At 41.3% G+C, this 19,416-nt stretch carries 16 protein-coding genes; 15 read left to right on the top strand and 1 reads right to left on the bottom strand.

Annotated elements, in window-relative coordinates; all coding sequences use genetic code 11:
* The first annotated feature begins 127 nt into the window (after positions 1-127).
* From glyQ to RHO15_10620, 15 genes are all read left to right on the top strand, one after another.
* On the top strand, positions 128-1,057 hold the full coding sequence (gene glyQ / locus RHO15_10550) for a glycine--tRNA ligase subunit alpha (protein ID WVD63885.1): 930 nt from the start codon (positions 128-130) through the stop codon (positions 1,055-1,057).
* Entirely contained in the window at positions 1,057-3,126 is a 2,070-nt protein-coding gene (gene glyS / locus RHO15_10555; protein ID WVD63886.1) for a glycine--tRNA ligase subunit beta, read from the top strand. Before glyQ ends, glyS begins: the two co-directional genes overlap by 1 nt.
* An 84-nt stretch (positions 3,127-3,210) precedes the next feature.
* Positions 3,211-4,044, top strand: a complete 834-nt coding sequence (locus RHO15_10560; GenBank protein ID WVD63887.1) for a YciC family protein — start codon at positions 3,211-3,213, stop codon at positions 4,042-4,044.
* Complete coding sequence (ybaK, locus tag RHO15_10565) at positions 4,028-4,543, top strand: Cys-tRNA(Pro) deacylase (protein ID WVD63888.1); 516 nt, start codon at positions 4,028-4,030, stop codon at positions 4,541-4,543. The genes RHO15_10560 and ybaK overlap by 17 nt, the downstream gene beginning before the upstream one ends.
* 239 nt (positions 4,544-4,782) lie before the next feature.
* Positions 4,783-5,715 carry a Kdo(2)-lipid IV(A) acyltransferase gene (locus RHO15_10570; GenBank protein WVD63889.1) on the top strand — a complete coding sequence of 311 codons (933 nt, stop codon included), beginning with the start codon at positions 4,783-4,785 and terminating at the stop codon, positions 5,713-5,715.
* Positions 5,716-5,903: 188 nt separating this feature from the next.
* On the top strand, positions 5,904-8,960 hold the full coding sequence (fdnG, locus tag RHO15_10575) for a formate dehydrogenase-N subunit alpha (protein WVD63890.1): 3,057 nt from the start codon (positions 5,904-5,906) through the stop codon (positions 8,958-8,960).
* A gap of 18 nt (positions 8,961-8,978) precedes the next feature.
* Entirely contained in the window at positions 8,979-9,938 is a 960-nt protein-coding gene (gene fdxH / locus RHO15_10580) for a formate dehydrogenase subunit beta (GenBank protein ID WVD63891.1), read from the top strand.
* The gene (locus RHO15_10585; GenBank protein ID WVD63892.1) at positions 9,931-10,617 is read left to right on the top strand and encodes a formate dehydrogenase subunit gamma; all 687 of its coding nucleotides are present in this window, start codon (positions 9,931-9,933) and stop codon (positions 10,615-10,617) included. Before fdxH ends, RHO15_10585 begins: the two co-directional genes overlap by 8 nt.
* 5 nt (positions 10,618-10,622) lie before the next feature.
* Positions 10,623-11,552: a formate dehydrogenase accessory protein FdhE gene (gene fdhE / locus RHO15_10590; GenBank protein WVD63893.1), complete on the top strand. Its 930-nt coding sequence runs from the start codon at positions 10,623-10,625 to the stop codon at positions 11,550-11,552.
* A gap of 333 nt (positions 11,553-11,885) precedes the next feature.
* Positions 11,886-12,563, top strand: coding sequence for a tetratricopeptide repeat protein (locus RHO15_10595; protein WVD63894.1), 678 nt, complete (start codon positions 11,886-11,888; stop codon positions 12,561-12,563).
* A 266-nt stretch (positions 12,564-12,829) separates the two neighbouring features.
* Positions 12,830-13,807, top strand: coding sequence for an ABC transporter substrate-binding protein (locus tag RHO15_10600; GenBank protein ID WVD63895.1), 978 nt, complete (start codon positions 12,830-12,832; stop codon positions 13,805-13,807).
* 320 nt (positions 13,808-14,127) lie between these two features.
* Entirely contained in the window at positions 14,128-15,096 is a 969-nt protein-coding gene (locus RHO15_10605) for an ABC transporter substrate-binding protein (protein ID WVD63896.1), read from the top strand.
* A gap of 69 nt (positions 15,097-15,165) precedes the next feature.
* Positions 15,166-16,161 (top strand): ABC transporter substrate-binding protein, encoded by a 996-nt coding sequence (locus RHO15_10610; GenBank protein WVD63897.1) that lies wholly within the window; start codon positions 15,166-15,168, stop codon positions 16,159-16,161.
* Positions 16,162-16,234: 73 nt separating this feature from the next.
* Positions 16,235-17,188 (top strand): ABC transporter permease, encoded by a 954-nt coding sequence (locus tag RHO15_10615; protein WVD63898.1) that lies wholly within the window; start codon positions 16,235-16,237, stop codon positions 17,186-17,188.
* Positions 17,185-17,979 carry an ABC transporter ATP-binding protein gene (locus tag RHO15_10620; GenBank protein WVD63899.1) on the top strand — a complete coding sequence of 265 codons (795 nt, stop codon included), beginning with the start codon at positions 17,185-17,187 and terminating at the stop codon, positions 17,977-17,979. The genes RHO15_10615 and RHO15_10620 overlap by 4 nt, the downstream gene beginning before the upstream one ends.
* A gap of 82 nt (positions 17,980-18,061) precedes the next feature.
* Here the strand turns inward: RHO15_10620 and gltP are convergent, their stop codons facing one another.
* On the bottom strand, positions 18,062-19,387 hold the full coding sequence (gene gltP, locus RHO15_10625; GenBank protein ID WVD63900.1) for a glutamate/aspartate:proton symporter GltP: 1,326 nt from the start codon (positions 19,385-19,387) through the stop codon (positions 18,062-18,064).
* Positions 19,388-19,416 lie beyond the last annotated feature (29 nt).

Raw genomic sequence — 19,416 nt, forward strand, 5'->3', positions numbered from 1 at the left:
TTATTATTCAATTTATTCTTAATTTGCAAGATTAACACTTCCACTCTGATTAATAAACAGGATAGAATAGCAGATTATTATCGTTTTTCTATTTTTCAATAACCTATAATTTAAATAGACAATCATCATGCAAAAGTTCGATGTTAAGACCTTTCAAGGGTTAATTCTTACATTACAAGACTACTGGGCAAATCAAGGCTGTACGATTATTCAACCACTTGATATGGAAGTTGGTGCCGGTACCTCTCATCCCATGACCAGCTTACGCGCTTTAGGTCCAGAGCCAATTAGAGCGGCTTATGTTCAGCCATCGCGCCGTCCAACTGATGGCCGTTATGGTGAAAATCCCAATCGTTTACAGCACTATTATCAATTCCAGGTGATTTTAAAACCATCACCCGAGAATATTCAAGATCTCTATCTTGGGTCATTAAAAGAGCTTGGTCTTGATCCAACGATTAATGATATTCGATTTGTGGAAGATAACTGGGAAAACCCAACGCTCGGTGCCTGGGGACTCGGCTGGGAAGTATGGCTAAATGGGATGGAAGTCACCCAATTCACCTATTTCCAACAAGTCGGTGGGCTTGAATGTAATCCTGTTACGGGTGAAATCACCTATGGTCTTGAACGTTTAGCGATGTACATTCAAGGTGTTGATAGCGTCTATGATCTTGTTTGGAATAAATCATCGACGGGTCTGGTCACCACTTATGGTGATGTTTTTCATCAGAATGAAGTTGAACAATCAACCTATAATTTTGAATATGCCAATATCGATTTCTTATTCTATAGTTTTGAACAGCATGAAAAAGAAGCTAAATATCTATTAGAATTAGAAAAACCATTACCATTACCGGCTTATGAACGTATTTTAAAAGCCGCTCACTGTTTTAACCTACTTGATGCACGGAAAGCCATCTCGGTAACAGAGCGCCAACGTTATATATTACGTATCCGAACGCTAACTAAAATGGTCGCTGAAGCCTATTATGCTTCCCGAGAAGCACTAGGATTCCCGATGTGTCAACGCACAAAAAATCAGGGAGATAAGTAATGCAACAAACATTTTTAGTTGAATTAGGGACTGAAGAGCTACCCCCTAAATCACTGCGCCTTTTTGCCGAAAGTTTTGCCGCGAATATGATTGACCAACTCAATAACCATAGTATCGAGCATGGTCAGGTTATGTGGTATGCATCACCAAGACGTTTAGCCTTAAAAGTACTTAACTTAAATGATACTCAGCCGGATACGGAAACCGTCAAACGCGGTCCAGCGATTGCGCAGGCCTTTGATGCACAAGGTAACCCAACCAAAGCGGCCGAAGGTTGGGCGAAAGGTTGTGGCATTACTGTCGCACAAGCAGAGCGCGTCGTCACCGATAAAGGCGAATGGTTGTCTTACACCTTAAAACAGCAGGGTAAACCAGTTGTTGAACTACTCTCTGTGATGGTGGATGCCGCTTTAGCCAAACTGCCCATTCCCAAACCAATGCGCTGGGCAGATAAAAAGACCCAGTTTGTTCGACCGACACATACATTAACCATGTTATACGGTAATCAACTGGTTGATGGCACAATTCTGGGCGTAAAATCCGACCGTATTATCCATGGTCATCGTTTTATGGGCGAACAAGCATTCACCATTGATCATGCTGACGAGTATCCACAAATCCTTGAAGAAAGAGGAAAGGTGATCGCCGATTATGAAAAACGTAAATCAATCATTCGCGAACAAGCAAAATTAGCTGCTAAAGCCCTAAATGGTGAAGCGGACTTGACAGAAAGCCTGCTTGAGGAAGTCACCTCATTGGTTGAGTGGCCTGTCGTGCTAACAGCCAAATTTGAAGAGAAATATCTCGATGTGCCGCCAGAAGCATTGGTTTATACCATGAAAGGCGACCAAAAATATTTTCCTGTTTATGACAAACACAGTAAATTGTTACCTAACTTTATTTTTGTCACCAATATAGAGTCTAAAGATCCACAAGTTATTATCAGTGGTAACGAAAAAGTGGTTCGCCCACGACTTGCCGATGCTGAGTTTTTCTATAAAACAGATTTAAAACAGCGTTTAGATGCACGTTTACCCCAGTTGGAAAATATCCTCTTTCAGCAACAATTGGGGACAATTCGAGATAAAGTGACTCGAATTGAAGCGCTATCAGGTTATATTGCCGAGCAAGTTGGCGCTGATATCAGTAAAGCACAACGAGCAGGTCTGCTCTCAAAATGTGACTTAATGACGAATGTTGTCTTTGAGTTTCCTGAAACGCAAGGCGTCACAGGGATGTATCTGGCATTAAACGATAATGAAGATGCAACTGTCGCAACAGCCATTAATGAACAGTATATGCCGCGTTTTGCGGGCGATGAGCTACCCGGTTCGTTAGAAGCCTGTTCAGTCGCCATTGCCGACAAAATGGATACACTGGTGGGTATTTTTGGTATCGGTCAACATCCCAAAGGGGATAAAGATCCCTTTGCCCTGCGTCGTGCTGCAATTGGTGCGTTACGTATCATTGTCGAAAAATCATTACCGCTTGATCTGGTGGAGCTGGCAGAAAAAGCCACTGCCTTATTTGGCAATAAGCTGACTAATCAACAAGTCGTGCAAGATGTGGTTAACTTTATGCAAGGTCGCTTTAGAGCTTGGTATCAAGAACAAAGTTATACTGTTGACGTCATCCAAGCAGTATTAGCACGCAATCCAACGCGCCCAATTGACTTTGATGCGCGGGTAAAAGCAGTATCGCACTTTAGAACATTAGAGGCGGCATCCTCATTAGCCGCGGCAAACAAACGCGTTGCGAATATTCTATCGAAAGCAGATGCGGATATTCCAGAAAAAGTGAATGCCTCACTACTCGCCAGTGGCGCCGAAGGTGAACTGGCCAAGCAAATTATTGTGTTAAGAGATAAACTTGAACCTTACTTTGCTCAAGGGAAATATCAAGAAGCCTTAATTGAACTGGCCACACTGCGTGAAGCTGTTGATCAATTTTTTACCGACGTGATGGTGATGGATGAGAATCTTGAAATAAGATCAAACCGTCTGGCACTGCTCAGTCATTTACAAAAATTATTTCTACAAGTTGCGGATATTTCACTTCTACAGTCCTAAGCTACGGTTATAAACTATAGTCCTAACTATTATCGATGGGCTACAGGCCCATCGATATTAAACCATCACAAAGGGTGATAAGTCATGAAAATCTCTTTTTCGTCTCTTTTCTCGGATAGCAAAAACTTTATGGCAAATCATATACTGACTATTTTTTGCGTATTAGTTATTGTTGCGGCCATCACTGAAACACTACTGATGATTTTCTTACCCAGTATTGAGACATTAACACCAATTCAACAGATCATCGGTAATTCAGGCAGTATTTATGGCGATAACTCGATGCAAGCCTTGCAAATGGCAATCAGTCGAATGTCCGTCAGCCAACAACAAGAGCTATTGTCGGTCATGTTTGGTTATTTTATCCAAGTGTTTATGGTGTTACTGATTAACAGTTTGATTACCACAACCATCACCTTAGCGCTGATCTGGCAAATATCAAATTCACAACAGTTTTCGGTTAATAGCCTAGTATTAAAAGCGCTATCACTACTTAAACCGATCGTGTTCTTTTTCTTATGGAGTATCCCCTATTTCATTATCCTATCACTATTAATATTACTGGCTATGCCAATTGCGCCAATTATTATTATGATCGGTGCGCTATTTTTTGTTGCCATTTATACGCTCTTTCTGGGTTATGTTATTAGTGAAAAACCGACTAAAACGACTACCGCAATCAGAACCTGTTGGCACATATTAAAAAAACAATATTTATTAATTTTACCGATGTTAGGGCTTTGGATCATCATCAGCCTGCTTATCAACTACATTTTAACGTCCTTTATTCTACAATCGAACATTGTGATCAATATTATTGAATCGCTTATTGGCTTACTGATTAACTTTTTTCTGATTGCTTACTTCTATAGACTTTGGCAACTCATTCAGGTACCTGTTGATGACGCCGGCGATTAATCTATTAAAGAAACATCGGATTGATTTTAAGGTTCATCAATATCAGCATGATCCTAATGAAACTCACTTTGGTGATGAAGCGGTGGCTAAGCTCAATACTGGGCTTGAGGTAACCGCTGACCAAGTGTTTAAGACGCTGGTTATTACGCTCAATGGTCATGAAAAAGAGCTGGCCGTTGTTGTGTTACCGGTTAATACCCAGTTAAGCATGAAGCTTACCGCGCAAGCACTTAACTGTAAAAAAGTGGATTTAGCTGACCCAGTTATTGCCCAAAAAACAACCGGTTATCTGATTGGTGGCATCAGCCCATTAGGACAAAAAAAATGCCTGAAAACATTAATTGATGCGAGTGCATTATCACACAAAACGATCTTTGTCTCAGCTGGGCGCCGTGGGCTTGAAATAGAATTAGCCCCTAATCAGTTAGCGACATTACTCTCAGCAAGCTTTAATCTGATTACCACGTCAGCAAATGAGCATAAACTAGAAATTGAATAGAAATCCTGAAATAAGTATAATAACTGGCTAAAGGGGTTGATGCCTATCTGACGAACATAAGTGATTGAATGATACTTATTGACGATCTAACAGTAAGCGTCTGACGTTCGATCGTATTTATTCTTATCAAGATAAAACCCAATAGCTCAAAAAAGACTAAAATTACCAAGAAGTCTTAACTGAATCAACCTGTAGAAAAATACTATACCAGCGTAAAAAAACTGATATTGATGACCTGAATGAAAAAAAATCAAGAAATACAAGCCATTTTTTCACTATCCCTATTACATCCTCGTTATTGGCTAACCTGGTTTGGATTGGGGGTATTGTATATTCTCGTGCTACTGCCATATCCAGTTATTGTCTGGTTGGGTAAAATATTGGGATTGCTCTCAATGAAATTAATGCAGCGACGCGTGACCATTGCCAAACGAAATCTTGAACTCTGTTTTCCTGAGTTAAGCCAATCAGAACGCGATAAATTATTAAGAGAAAATTTTATTTCCACCGGAATTGCCGTGTTTGAAACCGGTATGGCCTGGTTTTGGCCAGACAGACGCATTCGGCGCCATGCCACCATTTCGGGTATTGAACATATCCAGCAGGCAAAAGACAAAAAACAGGGTGTACTTTTTATCGGTATCCATTTTTTAACATTGGAGTTAGGGGCCAGAATCATCGGTTTAAATCATCCCGGCGTTGGCGTCTACCGACCAAACGACAATCCAGTTATGGACTATATCCAAATAAAAGGCCGCTTAAAATCGAACAAATATATGTTAGATAGAAAGAATCTTAAAGGAATGATTAGAGCACTAAAACAGGGAGAAGTACTCTGGTATGCACCTGATCATGATTATGGTCCTAAAAACAGTGTTTTTGTCCCATTTTTTGCGGTAGAAAAAGCGGCAACGACTATCGGTACCTCGATTTTGGTCAGAATGGCAGATCCAGCGATTATTCCTTTTATTCCTAAACGGATAAAAAATGGTTATCACATGATCTTTGAATCCGCATTAGTCGGCTTCCCTAAAGAAGATGAAACCGCCGCTGCCGCTTTTATAAACAAAGCAATTGAGAAAGAGATCTTAATGGCCCCGGAACAGTATATGTGGCTACATCGACGTTTTAAAACTCGCCCTGACGCTGAAAAATCTTATTACGAGCAATAATATGCAGGCTCAGGTTCCGAGCCTCGCTGCTTTTCAATATTTTGATGTAAATCAAATTTCACACTTTTTTTACGCTTAATTCTTTATTTAATCCTTAATTCCGATTATTATTGTCCCATAATAATTATGGGTAATGCCCGTGAACATAAAAAACAATGAAATCAATGTCAGCCTTTTAAGGAGTCCTTATGCTATTTAACCGTAGGCAGTTCTTCAAGATCTGCGCTGGTGGTATGGCAGGAACCACTGTTGCAGCACTAGGTTTAGCCCCTAATGTTGCGTTAGCCCAAACTCGCGAATACAAGTTACTTAAATCTAAAGAAACCAGAAATAACTGTACTTACTGTTCAGTTGGTTGCGGTATGTTACTGTATAGTCGCGGTGATGAGGCTAAAAACGTCGTTTCTTCTATTTTTCACGTTGAAGGCGATCCCGATCATCCAGTCAGCCGTGGCTCTTTATGTCCAAAAGGCGCGGGTGTCCTCGATTATATTAAAAGCGAAACACGCTTAAAATATCCTGAATATCGTGCGCCTGGTTCAGATAAATGGCAACGTATTAGTTGGGATGAAGCCGTTGATCGTATTGCGCGGTTAATGAAAGAAGACCGTGATAAAAACTTTGTAGAAAAGAATAAACAAGGTAATACGGTCAATCGTTGGACGACAACGGGTTGGTTGGTCACTTCAGCGGCCAGTAATGAGACTGGCTGGTTAGCCTTTAAGATTGCCCGTGCGCTCGGTATGCTCTCTTTAGAAACACAAGCTCGTGTCTGTCATGGGCCCTCAGTTTCCAGTTTAGCGGCTACATTCGGACGCGGCGCCATGACCAATAACTGGAATGACATCAAAAACGCCAATGTTATTATCGTCATGGGCGGCAATGCAGCTGAAGCCCATCCAGTCGGTTTTAAATGGGCAATGGAAGCCAAAGTTAATAATGGCGCCGAGCTGATTGCTATCGATCCACGTTATCAACGTACCGCATCAGTATCAGATTTATATGTACCGATTCGTACAGGTTCTGATATCACATTTTTGTTAGGCGTGATTAACTATCTGATTACGCATAATGAAGTCAACTTTGACTACTTGATTCAAAACAGTAACGCCAGTTTACTAATTAAAGATGAATTCACCTTTAATGATGGGCTATTTAGCGGATTTGATGAGAATTCACATAAATATGACCAATCTAGCTGGACCTACCAAACCGATGCAAATGGTTTTGCATTGCGTGATAATACACTTACGCATCCACGCTGTGTCTGGAACTTATTAAAAGAGCACGTAAAACGTTATACACCGGAAGTGGTAAATAATATTACCGGTACCTCTATCGATCACTTTTTACATGTTTGTCGTTCATTAGCCAGTACCAAAACTAACGATCGTGCTGCCACATTTCTGTATGCACTCGGTTGGACACAGCACTCTTACGGCACGCAAATTATTCGTTCAGCGGCTATGATCCAATTAATCTTGGGTAATATTGGTGTGATGGGCGGTGGTATCAATGCCTTACGTGGTCACTCAAATATACAAGGTTTAACCGATGTCGGTTTACTCTCAAACCGATTACCAGCCTATCTTGATCTCCCGAAAGAGTCGCAGATTTCACTAGAACAGTACTTAGCAGAAAAAACACCCAAACCGTTTGGTCCAACAGAAGTCAACTACTGGGGAAATTATCCTAAATTCTTTGTGAGCTTTATGAAGTCAATGTATGGCGATAAAGCGACCAAAGAGAATGCCTTTAGATTTGACTGGCTACCAAAATGGGATAAAACGTACGATGTCTTACAATTTGCTAAAATGATGCGTGACGGTGATGCCAATGGCTTTATCTGTCAAGGTTTTAATCCTTTGGCCTCATTCCCAGATAAAAATACCGTCCGTGAAGGGCTATCTAAACTGAAATTCTTAGTCAGTATTGATCCACTTCTGACTGAAACAGCTGAGTTCTGGCAAAATCATGGCGAATCCAATGATGTTGATCCAAGTACGATTCAAACTGAAGTCTTTAAGCTCCCCTCTAACTGCTTTGCTGAAGAAAATGGTACGATTGTCAACTCTTCACGCTGGCTACAGTGGCACTGGGCAGCAGCCAAAGCCCCGTTTGATGCCTTAAATGATCCTGAGATCCTTGCGCGAATCTTCTTAAGAATGAAAGAACTGTATCAAGAAGAGGGCGGCGTTTTTGATGCACCAATTCAAAATCTGGTGTGGGATTACAAAATTGCTGAAGACCCATCAGCTGAAGAGTTGGCGAAAGATTATAATGGTAAAGCCTTGGAAGATCTCACCGATGCTACGGGTAATGTTATCCTCAAAAAAGGCCAACAGTTAAGTAGTTTTGCACAATTAACTGCCGATGGTAAAACAGCCTGTGGCATTTGGATATTCTGTGGTAGCTGGACTGAAGCAGGTAACCAAATGGCTCGCCGTGATCCAAGTGATCCATCAGGAAAAGGCGTACACTCAGGTTGGGCTTGGTCATGGCCGCTTAATCGTCGCGTACTCTATAATCGCGCCTCAGCGGATGCCAATGGTCAACCACTCGACCCGAATCGTGTTTTAGTTAAGTGGGATGGTAGTAGCTGGGTCGGTAATGATATTCCTGACTTTACGGCGACCTTACCACCAAGTAAGGGCGCTGGTGCATTTATCATGAATAATGATGGTTTAGGTGGGCTATTCTGTCTCAATCGTTTAGTGGATGGGCCTTTCCCTGAACATTATGAACCATTTGAATCACCCATTGGGACTAATCCACTCCATCCAAATCAGGTGACCAATCCGGCAACACGCGTTTTCCCGGAAGACTTGGCTAGATTAGGTAAAGCAGATAAGTTCCCTTATGTCGCAACAACCTATAGCCTGACTGAACATTTCCATTTTTGGACGCAGCATTCACTGATTAACGTGATTGCTCAGCCAGAGCAGTTTATCGAAATTAGTGAAAGTTTGGCCAAACAAAAAGGTATTGCGCTGGGTGATTTAGTTGAAGTGAGTTCAAACCGAGGATCGATTAAAGCGAAAGCCGTGGTCACGAAGCGAATTCCAACGCTCACCATCAATGGTCAAGAAGTAGAAACGGTCGGTGTTCCTATCACATGGGGATTTACTGGTTTAATCAAGAAAGGTTTTTTAATCAATGCATTAACACCATCCTTAGGTGACGCGAATTCGCAGACACCTGAGTATAAATCTTTCTTAGTTAATATTGAAAAAATCTCTGCGTAGTGAATAGGAGACAACATTATGTCATTACAAACTCAAGATATTATTAGACGGTCAGCGACTAATAGCTTAACGCCGGCACCACGTGCCAGAGATTTTCAGCAAGAAGTAGCAAAACTGATTGACGTGACCACCTGCATTGGTTGTAAAGCGTGTCAGGTCGGCTGTAGCGAATGGAATGACATTCGCGCAGAACCTGGTCATAACGTCGGTGTTTATGATAATCCAGCAGATCTCGGCCCGGAAGCCTGGACCGTTATGCGTTTTTCAGAAGTTGAAATTGATGGCCGATTTGAATGGCTCATTCGTAAAGATGGCTGCATGCATTGTAGTGATCCAGGCTGTTTAAAATCCTGTCCATCAGAAGGGGCGATTATACAATACGCTAATGGTATTGTTGATTTCCAATCTGAACACTGTATTGGTTGTGGTTACTGCGTCGCGGGATGTCCGTTTAATATTCCACGTGTCAGTAAAGAAGATAATCACGCTTATAAATGTACTTTATGCGTTGATCGCGTTTCAGTCGGACAAGAACCTGCTTGTGTAAAAACTTGTCCAACCGGTGCGATTCGTTTCGGTACCAAAGCAGAAATGATTGAATATGCAGATAGACGTATTACAGATCTTCATGCTCGTGGCTATGAACATGCTGGTTTGTATAATCCTCAAGGAGTGAATGGTACGCATGTCATGTATGTTTTACATCATGCGGATCAACCTGAGCTATATCACGGTCTGCCTAAAGATCCGAAAATTAGCGAGACCGTCAGTTTCTGGAAAGGTGCATTAAAACCGATCTCAGCTGCTGCTTTTGTGGCGACCTTTGCCGGCTTAGTGTTCCACTATATGGCTGTGGGTCCAATTGAAGTAGACGAAGAAGATATTGAGAACGAAAAAGAACAAGAGATTAAAGATCGTGAGCAATATCGTAAAGTAAAAACCTTATCGTCACAAGACAAGGAGAACCACCATGGATAAGAAAAATATGATTTATCGCGTGCCGTTATCGGTACGCTTTTGCCATGTTTTTATCGTGATTTGTTTTCTGCTTGCCGCGTTATCAGGATTATCTCTATTCTTTCCTTCGCTTCATATTCTCGGATCTGTTCTTGGTACACCACAACTAGTGCGGGTATTACATCCATTTATGGGACTCACCGTATTTATCTTACTGATATTTATGCTGATTAAACTGGTTAAACACAATATTCCTAACAAAGATGATATTCGCTGGCTTAAAAATATCGACAAGGTGATTGCCGGTAAAGAGCCAGAAGATATTCCTATCGGTAAATATAATGCCGGCCAGAAATTTTTATTCTGGTGTATTATGAGCCTCATCTCTGTTCTGGTCATTACCGGTTTAATCATGTGGCGTCGATATTTTGCGGATTACTTCCCGATTCCCGTTGTTCGTATTGCGATCATGTTCCACTCTATCGCTGCGATTGCCTTAATGCTACTCATCATTGGTCATGCTTATATGGCTATTTGGGTGAAAGGTTCAATCAAAGGCATGATTGTCGGCTATGTTTCTCGTGCCTGGGCGCGTAAAAACCACTCTCAATGGTATGCTGAAGAGATGGAAAAAGTGTACGCTAAAGAAGCTAAAGAGCTTGAAAAAGATAAACCAATTGATACAAAAGACGGAATTTAACCGATATGACCATTCGAATTGTGCCTAAAGAACAGCTTGAATCTAATTATGCACAAAAAACCAGTGTAGTGGGTCATACCCCACTACTCTTTCTTCCGCATATAAAAAGTCTTTATATCACTCGAACGAGTCGCTTGAAGCAGTTAGGTAAAGATTCCCCATTAGCCGATTATATTGCATTTTGCACCCAAATCAGTGAGCTGCAAAATGAGCTGGTTAAATCAATGCCCGTTAAGCCGTCGACAGATTTACGCGATCTGATTGTCAATGTCCAAAAACAGGGATGTGCGCCACTCTCATTGACTAACTTTCCACTCAATACGCTATGGCAGTCCTATTTAGATTATCTGATTGAGCGATTATTGGGTCATAATAAGCAAATTGATCAAGCTATTGTTGAGCTCAAAGCAAAAACCATGCAGGAAAAACAAGATCTCGCCACTCATCTTCTCAACGGTGAATTTGATCAGGTACCCAAAACGGATTCACTCTTCATTTGGTCTGCGCTTTCTTGTTACTATGCCCAGCTAGCAGCACAATTACCGGCAACAGCAGAAGCTGATTTGGGTGAAACGCGTCAATTTTGTCCTATTTGTCATAGTCATCCAACAGCCAGCATTGTTCATCTGGGTGGACAAGCCAGTTTTCGTTATTTGCACTGCAGTTTATGTGAAAGTGAGTGGTATGTACCACGTGTTAAATGTACAAACTGTGAAGAGAGTTCGGGTGTTCACTATTACTCTTTGGATAAAGAGTTAGCGGCGATCAAAACCGAGTGCTGTGATAATTGTCAGAGCTATCTAAAAATAGGCTATCAGGATCAAGACCCTGAACTAGAAATCATTGCTGATGATCTCGCCTCATTACTGTTAGATGAAGAGACAGAAAAAGCCGGTTTCGCTAAAACCGGGTTAAATCCGTTCTTATTACCCTAATCTTCCGAAAATAAGACTTGAACGTCTCAATCACAATGATGCCAATTAAAGGTGATAGTCACATCACCTTTAATTTTACGCTGTGATAAGCAAACAGACATATTGATATCCACCATGATCGACTACTGGCGCTAAAAATCAATATTCAGTCTAATTATTGCTGTAAATGAACTAGCGCAGCAACGCACAAGCGTATAAACTACACGACATAATTACTGATCACGATTAATTGAGGAAAGCGTCGCTGATAATAGTCGAATCCCCCTCCTCACCGAAACTGATTAGACACATACAGTTCGCTTTGAATATTTAAAAAATTAAAGGATTAATGCAATGGGAAAACATTATTTTAAATATCTGACTCTGTTTATTTTATCGATATGCTTTACGATGTCACTTCCCGTTTATGCTGAATCAATAGAAAGTAGTGATATTAAATTTGTTCGTATTGCCGCAGAAAAAGGTGATAGCGAAGCGCAGTATCATCTTGCACTAGCTTATGATTCAGGACAAGGTGTAGCCGTTAACCATGAAACTGCAGTTTATTGGTACCAAAAAGCGGCTGAAAATGGTTATCTCGATGCGATGTTTAATCTTGCAGTGAGCTATGATGATGGTGATGGTATTAAGCAGGATAAAGCGCAAGCTATTTTCTGGTACACCAAAGCGGCCGAACAGGGAGATCCCGACGCTCAAAATAACTTAGCCATTATATATGAAGAGGGTGATGGTACTGATATTGATTATGATAAAGCCCATGATTGGTATTTAAAATCAGCCAAACAAGCCAATTCATTAGCACAATTTAATTTAGCCGACTTTTACTATAGCGGGCTCAATCAAGATCAACCTAATTATGTAGAAGCTTATGCCTGGTATACGACAGCCGCAAAAAATAATGAAATCGGCGCCGAACAGCATCAACAAGCGGTATTCGCGCTACTCAGTGATAGTCAAAAAGTGGAAGCACAGCAGCTTGCTGAGCATTATCTCAAGCTTTATACCAAATAATCTTAACTGTATATCCTGATCTGAAACACGTGATAGTCATCAGATTGTCGCGTGTGCTGTTTTTTAACGTACCATGTTTATCTTCTCTATCGGGCAAATAATTTCATAAGCTCAATCAGATCATAATTTTAAAAAAAATCGCATCAGAATCTACCCGTGTTTATCCTGCCTATCGTACTCATTTGAAATCATCCGCAAAATTTTACTTAACTTTTTGATAAAGTCGCGTACAATGAATATATCAACGTACTAGTTAAGAGATATATATGTTATACCGTAAAACGTCCGCAGTGGTCATCGCTTTAATGGTTTTATTGAGCAGTACAACTCAGGCTGATGAAGTCAAACATGTTGCCATTACGGCGATTGTTGAGCACCCTTCACTCGATAATATTCGTCGTGGGATTATTGATGAACTCGCCGCCCAAGGTTATGTGATGGGTCAAAATTTAATAATCGACTTTAAAAGTGCACAAGGCAGCAGCGCAACTGCGGCGCAAATTGCCAAACAATTTGCGGCCAGTAAACCGGATGTCATTGTCCCTATTTCGACCCCAAGTGCCCAAGCCGTAGCCGCCACCACAAAAACTATTCCTATCGTGTTTGCGGGCATCACAGATCCTGTCGCCGCTAAATTAGTCAAAGATTGGAATCCCAGTAAAACCAATATTACCGGTGTGTCTGATGCACTTAATTTAGCCCCACAGATTGCCTTGATGTTAAAGCTAAAACCTAATTTAAAAACAGTCGGATATGTCTATAGCCCCGGCGAAATCAACTCAACTGCCGTATTAAACAATTTACAGCAAGCTCTCAGCCAACATAATATCCAAGTGTTAGCGGTACCGGCACAAAAAACCTCAGATGTTGCCCCAGCGGCACGCAGCCTAAAAGGTAAAGCAGACCTGATTTATACGACAACCGATAACAATGTGGTTTCGGCTTATGAAGCCTTGGTTAAAACAGCCATTGAAGGCAAAATTCCTTTAATTGCTTCCGATCCAGATTCGGTTGAACGCGGTGCCGCCGTTGCGCTGGCCATCGGTTATTATAATTTTGGCCGCCAAACAGGCAAAGTGGTTGTGCGTATTTTACAAGGTGAAAAACCAGGAGATATTGCACCAACGATAAGTAGCAGTACTGAGCTGGTCGTTAATCCGAACGCTGCAAAGCTAGAAAATCTCAGCTTATCGGACGAATTTATCCAATCCGCCGATCGTGTTATTAATCAAGCGCCACGTTAATATCACTCAAGTATCACAGGATATAGAAACTATATCCTGTGATACGCTTTTTAATTAAATCAATCACTGACTCTCAGCCACAACCGAGGTATTGCTCGTCAATTTCAACATATTCACTTCAGTTTTCGCCTATTTTGATTAACCAATAGTGGGCATCAGCCTCATGATTTGATAGTCATTTGATAAAAAAACCATAAATGTACAATATACGTTACAGCTTACAGATTATGACCATATTTAAGTATAGTATTTGCATATAGGTCGATTCAGAGATAATATACTCCACATAATTGTAATGTTAGATTTACAAAGGGACCAAAATGAATCGTATTTATACCAAAATTCTTACTGTCGGATTATTCATCATCACACCGCTATTGTGTTTTGCACAAGATGACATGAAATTTGTGGCAATTACCGCAATAGTCGAACATCCGGCCTTAGATAGTGTTCGCCAGGGTGTGGAAGATGAATTAAAAGAGCAGGGATATATTCAAGGTAAAAACCTTAAACTGCAATTTCAAAGTGCTCAAGGTAGCAGTGCCAATGCGGCGCAGATAGCCAAACAGTTTGCCGCAGCTAAGCCGGATGTGATTGTGGCTATCGCTACACCAAGCGCACAAGCTTTAGCTGCAACGTCAAAATCGATTCCAATTGTATTTACTGCTGTAACTGATCCCGTTGCGGCGCGTCTGGTTAAAAGCTGGCAAGCGAATGGCACTAATGTAACTGGCGTATCAGATGCACTCTCTTTGGATAAACAAATTGATCTTATGCTGAAAATTAAACCTGATCTGAAAACGGTTGGTTCGGTATATAGCCCTGGTGAGGTCAACTCAACCACCATATTAAGAGAATTGGAAACCGCATTAGCGGCCAAAGGTATTCGCTTAATTTCAGTACCTGCTCAGCGCACCTCAGACATCCCAACTGCAGCCAGAAGCTTAAAAGGTAAAGTGGATTTAATTTATACCACAACAGACAATAATGTGGTTTCGGCTTATGAATCATTAGTCAAAGTGGCTAATGAGAGTAAAATTCCATTAGTTGCGTCGAATCCAGATGCAGTTGATCGCGGCGCCGTTGCGGCTTTAGGTATGAGCTACTACGAACTGGGTCGCCAGACCGGTAGAATGGCCATTCGTATTTTAAAAGGTGAATTACCGGGCAATATTGGGCCAGAAGTCGGCGACATTACCGAGTTAGTGGTCAATCAAGTTGCGGCAGATAATCAAGGCGTGACATTATCGCAACCATTACTTCAATCAGCACAAAAAATAATTAAATAATCACAATAAAAATGCGCGAGTTAGGACGATTTAATCAACCTAATCTAAAATGAATTATTCTTGGCTCAAATGAGTCAATGTTCTCAGGGAAAACCGATTATGCATCACTTTTGCCGTCATGCTTTAATGCTGATATTTATCCCCTTCGCTTTTTTCTGCGCTGCGGCGGAAAACATACCCTATGTTGCCGTTACGGCGATCGTCGAACACCCGGCACTCGATAGCGTGCGTGACGGTATTTTGGCAGAGCTACAAGAAAACGGCTATATTCAAGATGAAAATCTAAAATTTCAATATCAAAGTGCCCAAGGGAGTAGTGCCAATGCGGCGCAAATCGCCAAACAATTTGTCGCCAGTAAACCTGATGTGATTGTGGCGATTGCCACGCCAAGCGCACAAGCACTTGCCGCGACAACTAAAGCGATACCGATCGTGTTTACGGCGGTGACTGATCCGGTTGCCTCTAAGTTAACCAAAAGCTGGGATGCCAGCGGCACCAATGTGACTGGGGTTTCGGATGCTTTAGCCTTAGATAAACAGATCGATTTAATGCTAAATATTAAGCCAGCATTAAAATCAGTGGGTTATATCTATAGTCCGGGTGAAGTCAACTCAACCACCATACTCAATCAGTTACAACAGAAACTGGCGCCCAAAGGTATTAAGATCATTGCCGTACCCGCCCAACGTACTGCCGATATTCCTGCCGCAGCCCGTAGTTTAAAAGGGAGTGTCGATTTAATTTATACGACAACGGATAATAACGTGGTTTCGGCCTATGAATCACTGGCTAAAGTGGCGAATGAAAGTAAAATACCTTTAATTGCCTCTGATCCCGCCGTCGTGCCGCGCGGCGCAGTCGCTGCATTAGGTATGAGTTATTATGATCTTGGCCGCCAGGCAGGTAAGATGGTCATCCGCATCCTTAACGGTGAAAAACCGGGCACCATGCCAATTGAGATAGGTAATGTGACGCAACTGGTTATCAATAAGTCAGCTGCTGCTCGTCAAGGGGTTATATTCTCTGATAAAATAGTGCACTCAGCTAACAAAATCATTGATTAATTTAATATATACAAAAGCAGTGATAAAGCATATTATGCTCTGCTTTTATCAATAAAGTTATGGATTTGATGTAATGTCATTTGAAATCGCATTTGGAACACTCGAAATAGGTCTTATCTATGCGCTAGTCAGCCTTGGCGTGTTAATCTCATTTAGGATGCTCGACTTCCCTGATTTAACTGCCGATGGTAGTTTTCCTTTAGGAGGTGCAGTCTGTGGTCTCTGTCTTTATATGGGGGTTAATCCTTGGCTTGCGACCCTATATGGAGCATTAGCAGGGGCCTGTGCGGGTATGATTACCGCCTGGTTATATGTTCGACTTAATATCTTACAATTGCTAGCCAGTATTATCGTCATGATTGGCTTATACTCAATTAATCTGCGTATTTTAGGACTCGCCCCATTCTTAAAACATGAGACCCCAAGAATGGCGGGTTCACCTAATTTGCCCTTATTAGATGCCGATACGATTTTTAAACCTTTCATCAATAGCGACTACAGTAATCAGTATTTCGTCCAGCCGTTAATGGTACTTGGTTTTGTGATTGTTTGTTGGTTATTACTTAATGCCTTTTTAAATACACAGCAAGGGCTTGCCCTTCGCGCCACCGGCGCCAACGCGCGCATGGCTAGATCACAAGGGATTGCCACTGGTCGCACTATTATTATTGGCATGGCTATTTCGAATGCACTGATTGCGCTTGGCGGTGCTATCTTTGTCCAAACCCAAGGTAATGCGGATATCTCTATTGGCGTTGGTACGATTGTGATTGGTTTAGCTGCCGTCATTATCGGTGAAAGCTTATTCCCGGCAAAACGCATGTGGTTAATCACCCTGTCGGTTATTTTTGGTTCACTCATTTATCGCTTCTTCATCGCCGTCGCTTTGGGGAATGAAACCTTACAAAATATTGGTATCGGTACAGAAGATCTTAATATGATTACGGCCATATTGGTAACACTGGCACTCATCTTACCTAAACAGATTAAAAAGTGGCTAAAACGCCGTAAAGGAGCAACAACATGATCAAAGTAGAAGCGTTGCAACTTACCTTTAACCCGGGTACGCCCATTGAGAATCATGTTCTACGCAACTTAAACCTCAATATTCAAGAAGGTGAATTTGTCACTGTCATTGGCAGTAATGGTGCAGGTAAAAGTTCATTACTCAATGTGATTAGTGGCGATCTGACTGCCGACTCAGGCTATGTACTGATCAATCAACGTGATGTGACTCGCCTGCCCACCTGGAAAAGAGCCGATATGGTTGCCCGCGTGTTTCAAGACCCTATGGCCGGCACCTGTGAAAAATTGACCATTGAAGAAAATTTGGCGTTGGCTTATAGTCGTGGAAAAATACGAACATTAAAACCAGCGTTAAATAGTCATGTTAGAACCCTCTTTAAAGATAAGTTAGCAACGCTTAACTTAGGCTTAGAAAATCGTCTTAACGATATGATGGGGTTACTATCCGGTGGACAGCGCCAGGCAATAAGTCTATTAATGTCATCACTGCAGCCATCAAAAATTTTACTGCTGGATGAACATACTGCCGCACTCGATCCTAAGACGGCTGAGTTTGTTTTAACATTGACCAATCAAATTGTGACAGAAAATCATTTAACCACCATGATGGTCACACACTCCATGAAGCAAGCACTAGAGTACGGTACGCGCACAATTATGCTACATCAAGGACAAGTGGTATTAGATGTATCTGGAGAGCAGCGCAGTAAAATGGGCGTAACAGATTTACTCAATATGTTTGAACAAACCCGCGGTGAAAAAATTAGCGATGATGCCCTACTACTTGGCTAGTCATTACTCATCATCAAATTAATCGATGATATAAAAAATGCGGGCTTAGCCCGCATTTTTATTGATCATGAATCATCGATGGTTATTGATCTAAATATTGCGCCTCATAAGCTTGCGCTTTTTGATCATCAAAAACATTTTCCCAACGTGCAATCACAATCGCCGCCAGTGCATTACCGACCACATTAACGGCCGTTCTTCCCATATCTAAAATACGCTCAACACCCATAATGTAGCCAATTCCTTCTAGTGGAATACCGACACTGCCCAGTGTCGCTGACAGAACCAAAATTGAGGCACCTGGTATACCTGCAATCCCTTTAGAGGCAATCATTAAGGTGATCACAATGATAATCTGATCAACAATTGACAGATCCATCCCAAATAGCTGTGCCAGAAAAATTACCGTGATACTCTGATATAACGTTGAACCATCTAAATTAAATGAATAACCGGTGGGAATGACAAAACTAGTAATCGATTTTGGTGCACCATAGGCTTCCATTTTTTCAATAATTCTTGGTAACGCAGTTTCGGAACTCGCCGTTGAGAAAGCGACAATCAGTTCTTCCTTTAAAATTCGCAGCAGCTTAAAAATGTTAAATTTACAAATTTTACAAACCAGACCTAATACCACAATAGTAAAAACAATCATCGCAACATAAACCACCATGACCAATTTTAACAGCGGTAATAAGGACTCAAAACCATATTTCGCCACCGTAATCGTAATTAGTGCAAATACTCCAATAGGCGCATATCGCATGATGATATTGGTCACCTTGAACATGGTGTCTGAGATAGTTTTAAGAAAGTTGGTAAATGGCAGACGCTGTTCATCAGAGAGCTGAATCAGCCCTAAACCGAAAAATACGCAGAAGAAAATGACCGGCAGAATAGCGCCATTGGTCATCGCTTCAAAAATATTAGCCGGAATCATATCCAAAATCATCACAATCAAACCGTGCGGTTTATCACTGAGCTCCTGACTGGCCACAATATATTTAGTGACATCCGCATGACCTAACTTTGACGCATCAACGCCAACACCCGGTGTAAACACATTCGCAAATAAAAGACCAAGCAAAATGGCAATCGTGGTAATTACTTCAAAATAAAGGATGGTTTTAAAGCCTAAGGTACCTAAGCGTTTAGATGCACCGAGTCCAGCAATCCCTAAGGTTAAGGTACTAAGAATGATCGGTAAAACAATCATTTTGATCAGACGTATAAAGATATCACCAGCGGGCTGAAGAATATTCACAACCATAAAGTGATAATAGGTATAGAGTACATGATCCGGATTAGCAATTTTATGCAAAAAAGCCCCCGCAACAATACCAAAAATTAGTGCAAAAAGTATCTGCCAAGCTAAGTTACGACAAAAACCTCGTAAAATTGACGACATAGTAATCCCTTTTTAAAAACAGTAATAAC

The organism is Orbaceae bacterium lpD01, assembly GCA_036251705.1.
GTDB lineage: Bacteria > Pseudomonadota > Gammaproteobacteria > Enterobacterales > Orbaceae > Utexia > Utexia brackfieldae.

Bases quoted from the DNA above. Each gene is read 5' to 3' on its own strand.
- fdhE (WVD63893.1), top strand. From the start codon at position 10,623: ATGACCATTCGAATTGTGCCTAAAGAACAGCTTGAATCTAATTATGCA.
- ybaK (WVD63888.1), top strand. From the start codon at position 4,028: ATGACGCCGGCGATTAATCTATTAAAGAAACATCGGATTGATTTTAAG.
- RHO15_10615 (WVD63898.1), top strand. From the start codon at position 16,235: ATGTCATTTGAAATCGCATTTGGAACACTCGAAATAGGTCTTATCTAT.
- RHO15_10595 (WVD63894.1), top strand. From the start codon at position 11,886: ATGGGAAAACATTATTTTAAATATCTGACTCTGTTTATTTTATCGATA.
- RHO15_10600 (WVD63895.1), top strand. From the start codon at position 12,830: ATGTTATACCGTAAAACGTCCGCAGTGGTCATCGCTTTAATGGTTTTA.
- fdxH (WVD63891.1), top strand. From the start codon at position 8,979: ATGTCATTACAAACTCAAGATATTATTAGACGGTCAGCGACTAATAGC.
- RHO15_10605 (WVD63896.1), top strand. From the start codon at position 14,128: ATGAATCGTATTTATACCAAAATTCTTACTGTCGGATTATTCATCATC.
- RHO15_10560 (WVD63887.1), top strand. From the start codon at position 3,211: ATGAAAATCTCTTTTTCGTCTCTTTTCTCGGATAGCAAAAACTTTATG.
- glyS (WVD63886.1), top strand. From the start codon at position 1,057: ATGCAACAAACATTTTTAGTTGAATTAGGGACTGAAGAGCTACCCCCT.
- RHO15_10620 (WVD63899.1), top strand. From the start codon at position 17,185: ATGATCAAAGTAGAAGCGTTGCAACTTACCTTTAACCCGGGTACGCCC.
- gltP (WVD63900.1), bottom strand. From the start codon at position 19,387: ATGTCGTCAATTTTACGAGGTTTTTGTCGTAACTTAGCTTGGCAGATA.
- fdnG (WVD63890.1), top strand. From the start codon at position 5,904: ATGCTATTTAACCGTAGGCAGTTCTTCAAGATCTGCGCTGGTGGTATG.
- RHO15_10570 (WVD63889.1), top strand. From the start codon at position 4,783: ATGAAAAAAAATCAAGAAATACAAGCCATTTTTTCACTATCCCTATTA.
- glyQ (WVD63885.1), top strand. From the start codon at position 128: ATGCAAAAGTTCGATGTTAAGACCTTTCAAGGGTTAATTCTTACATTA.
- RHO15_10610 (WVD63897.1), top strand. From the start codon at position 15,166: ATGAGTCAATGTTCTCAGGGAAAACCGATTATGCATCACTTTTGCCGT.
- RHO15_10585 (WVD63892.1), top strand. From the start codon at position 9,931: ATGGATAAGAAAAATATGATTTATCGCGTGCCGTTATCGGTACGCTTT.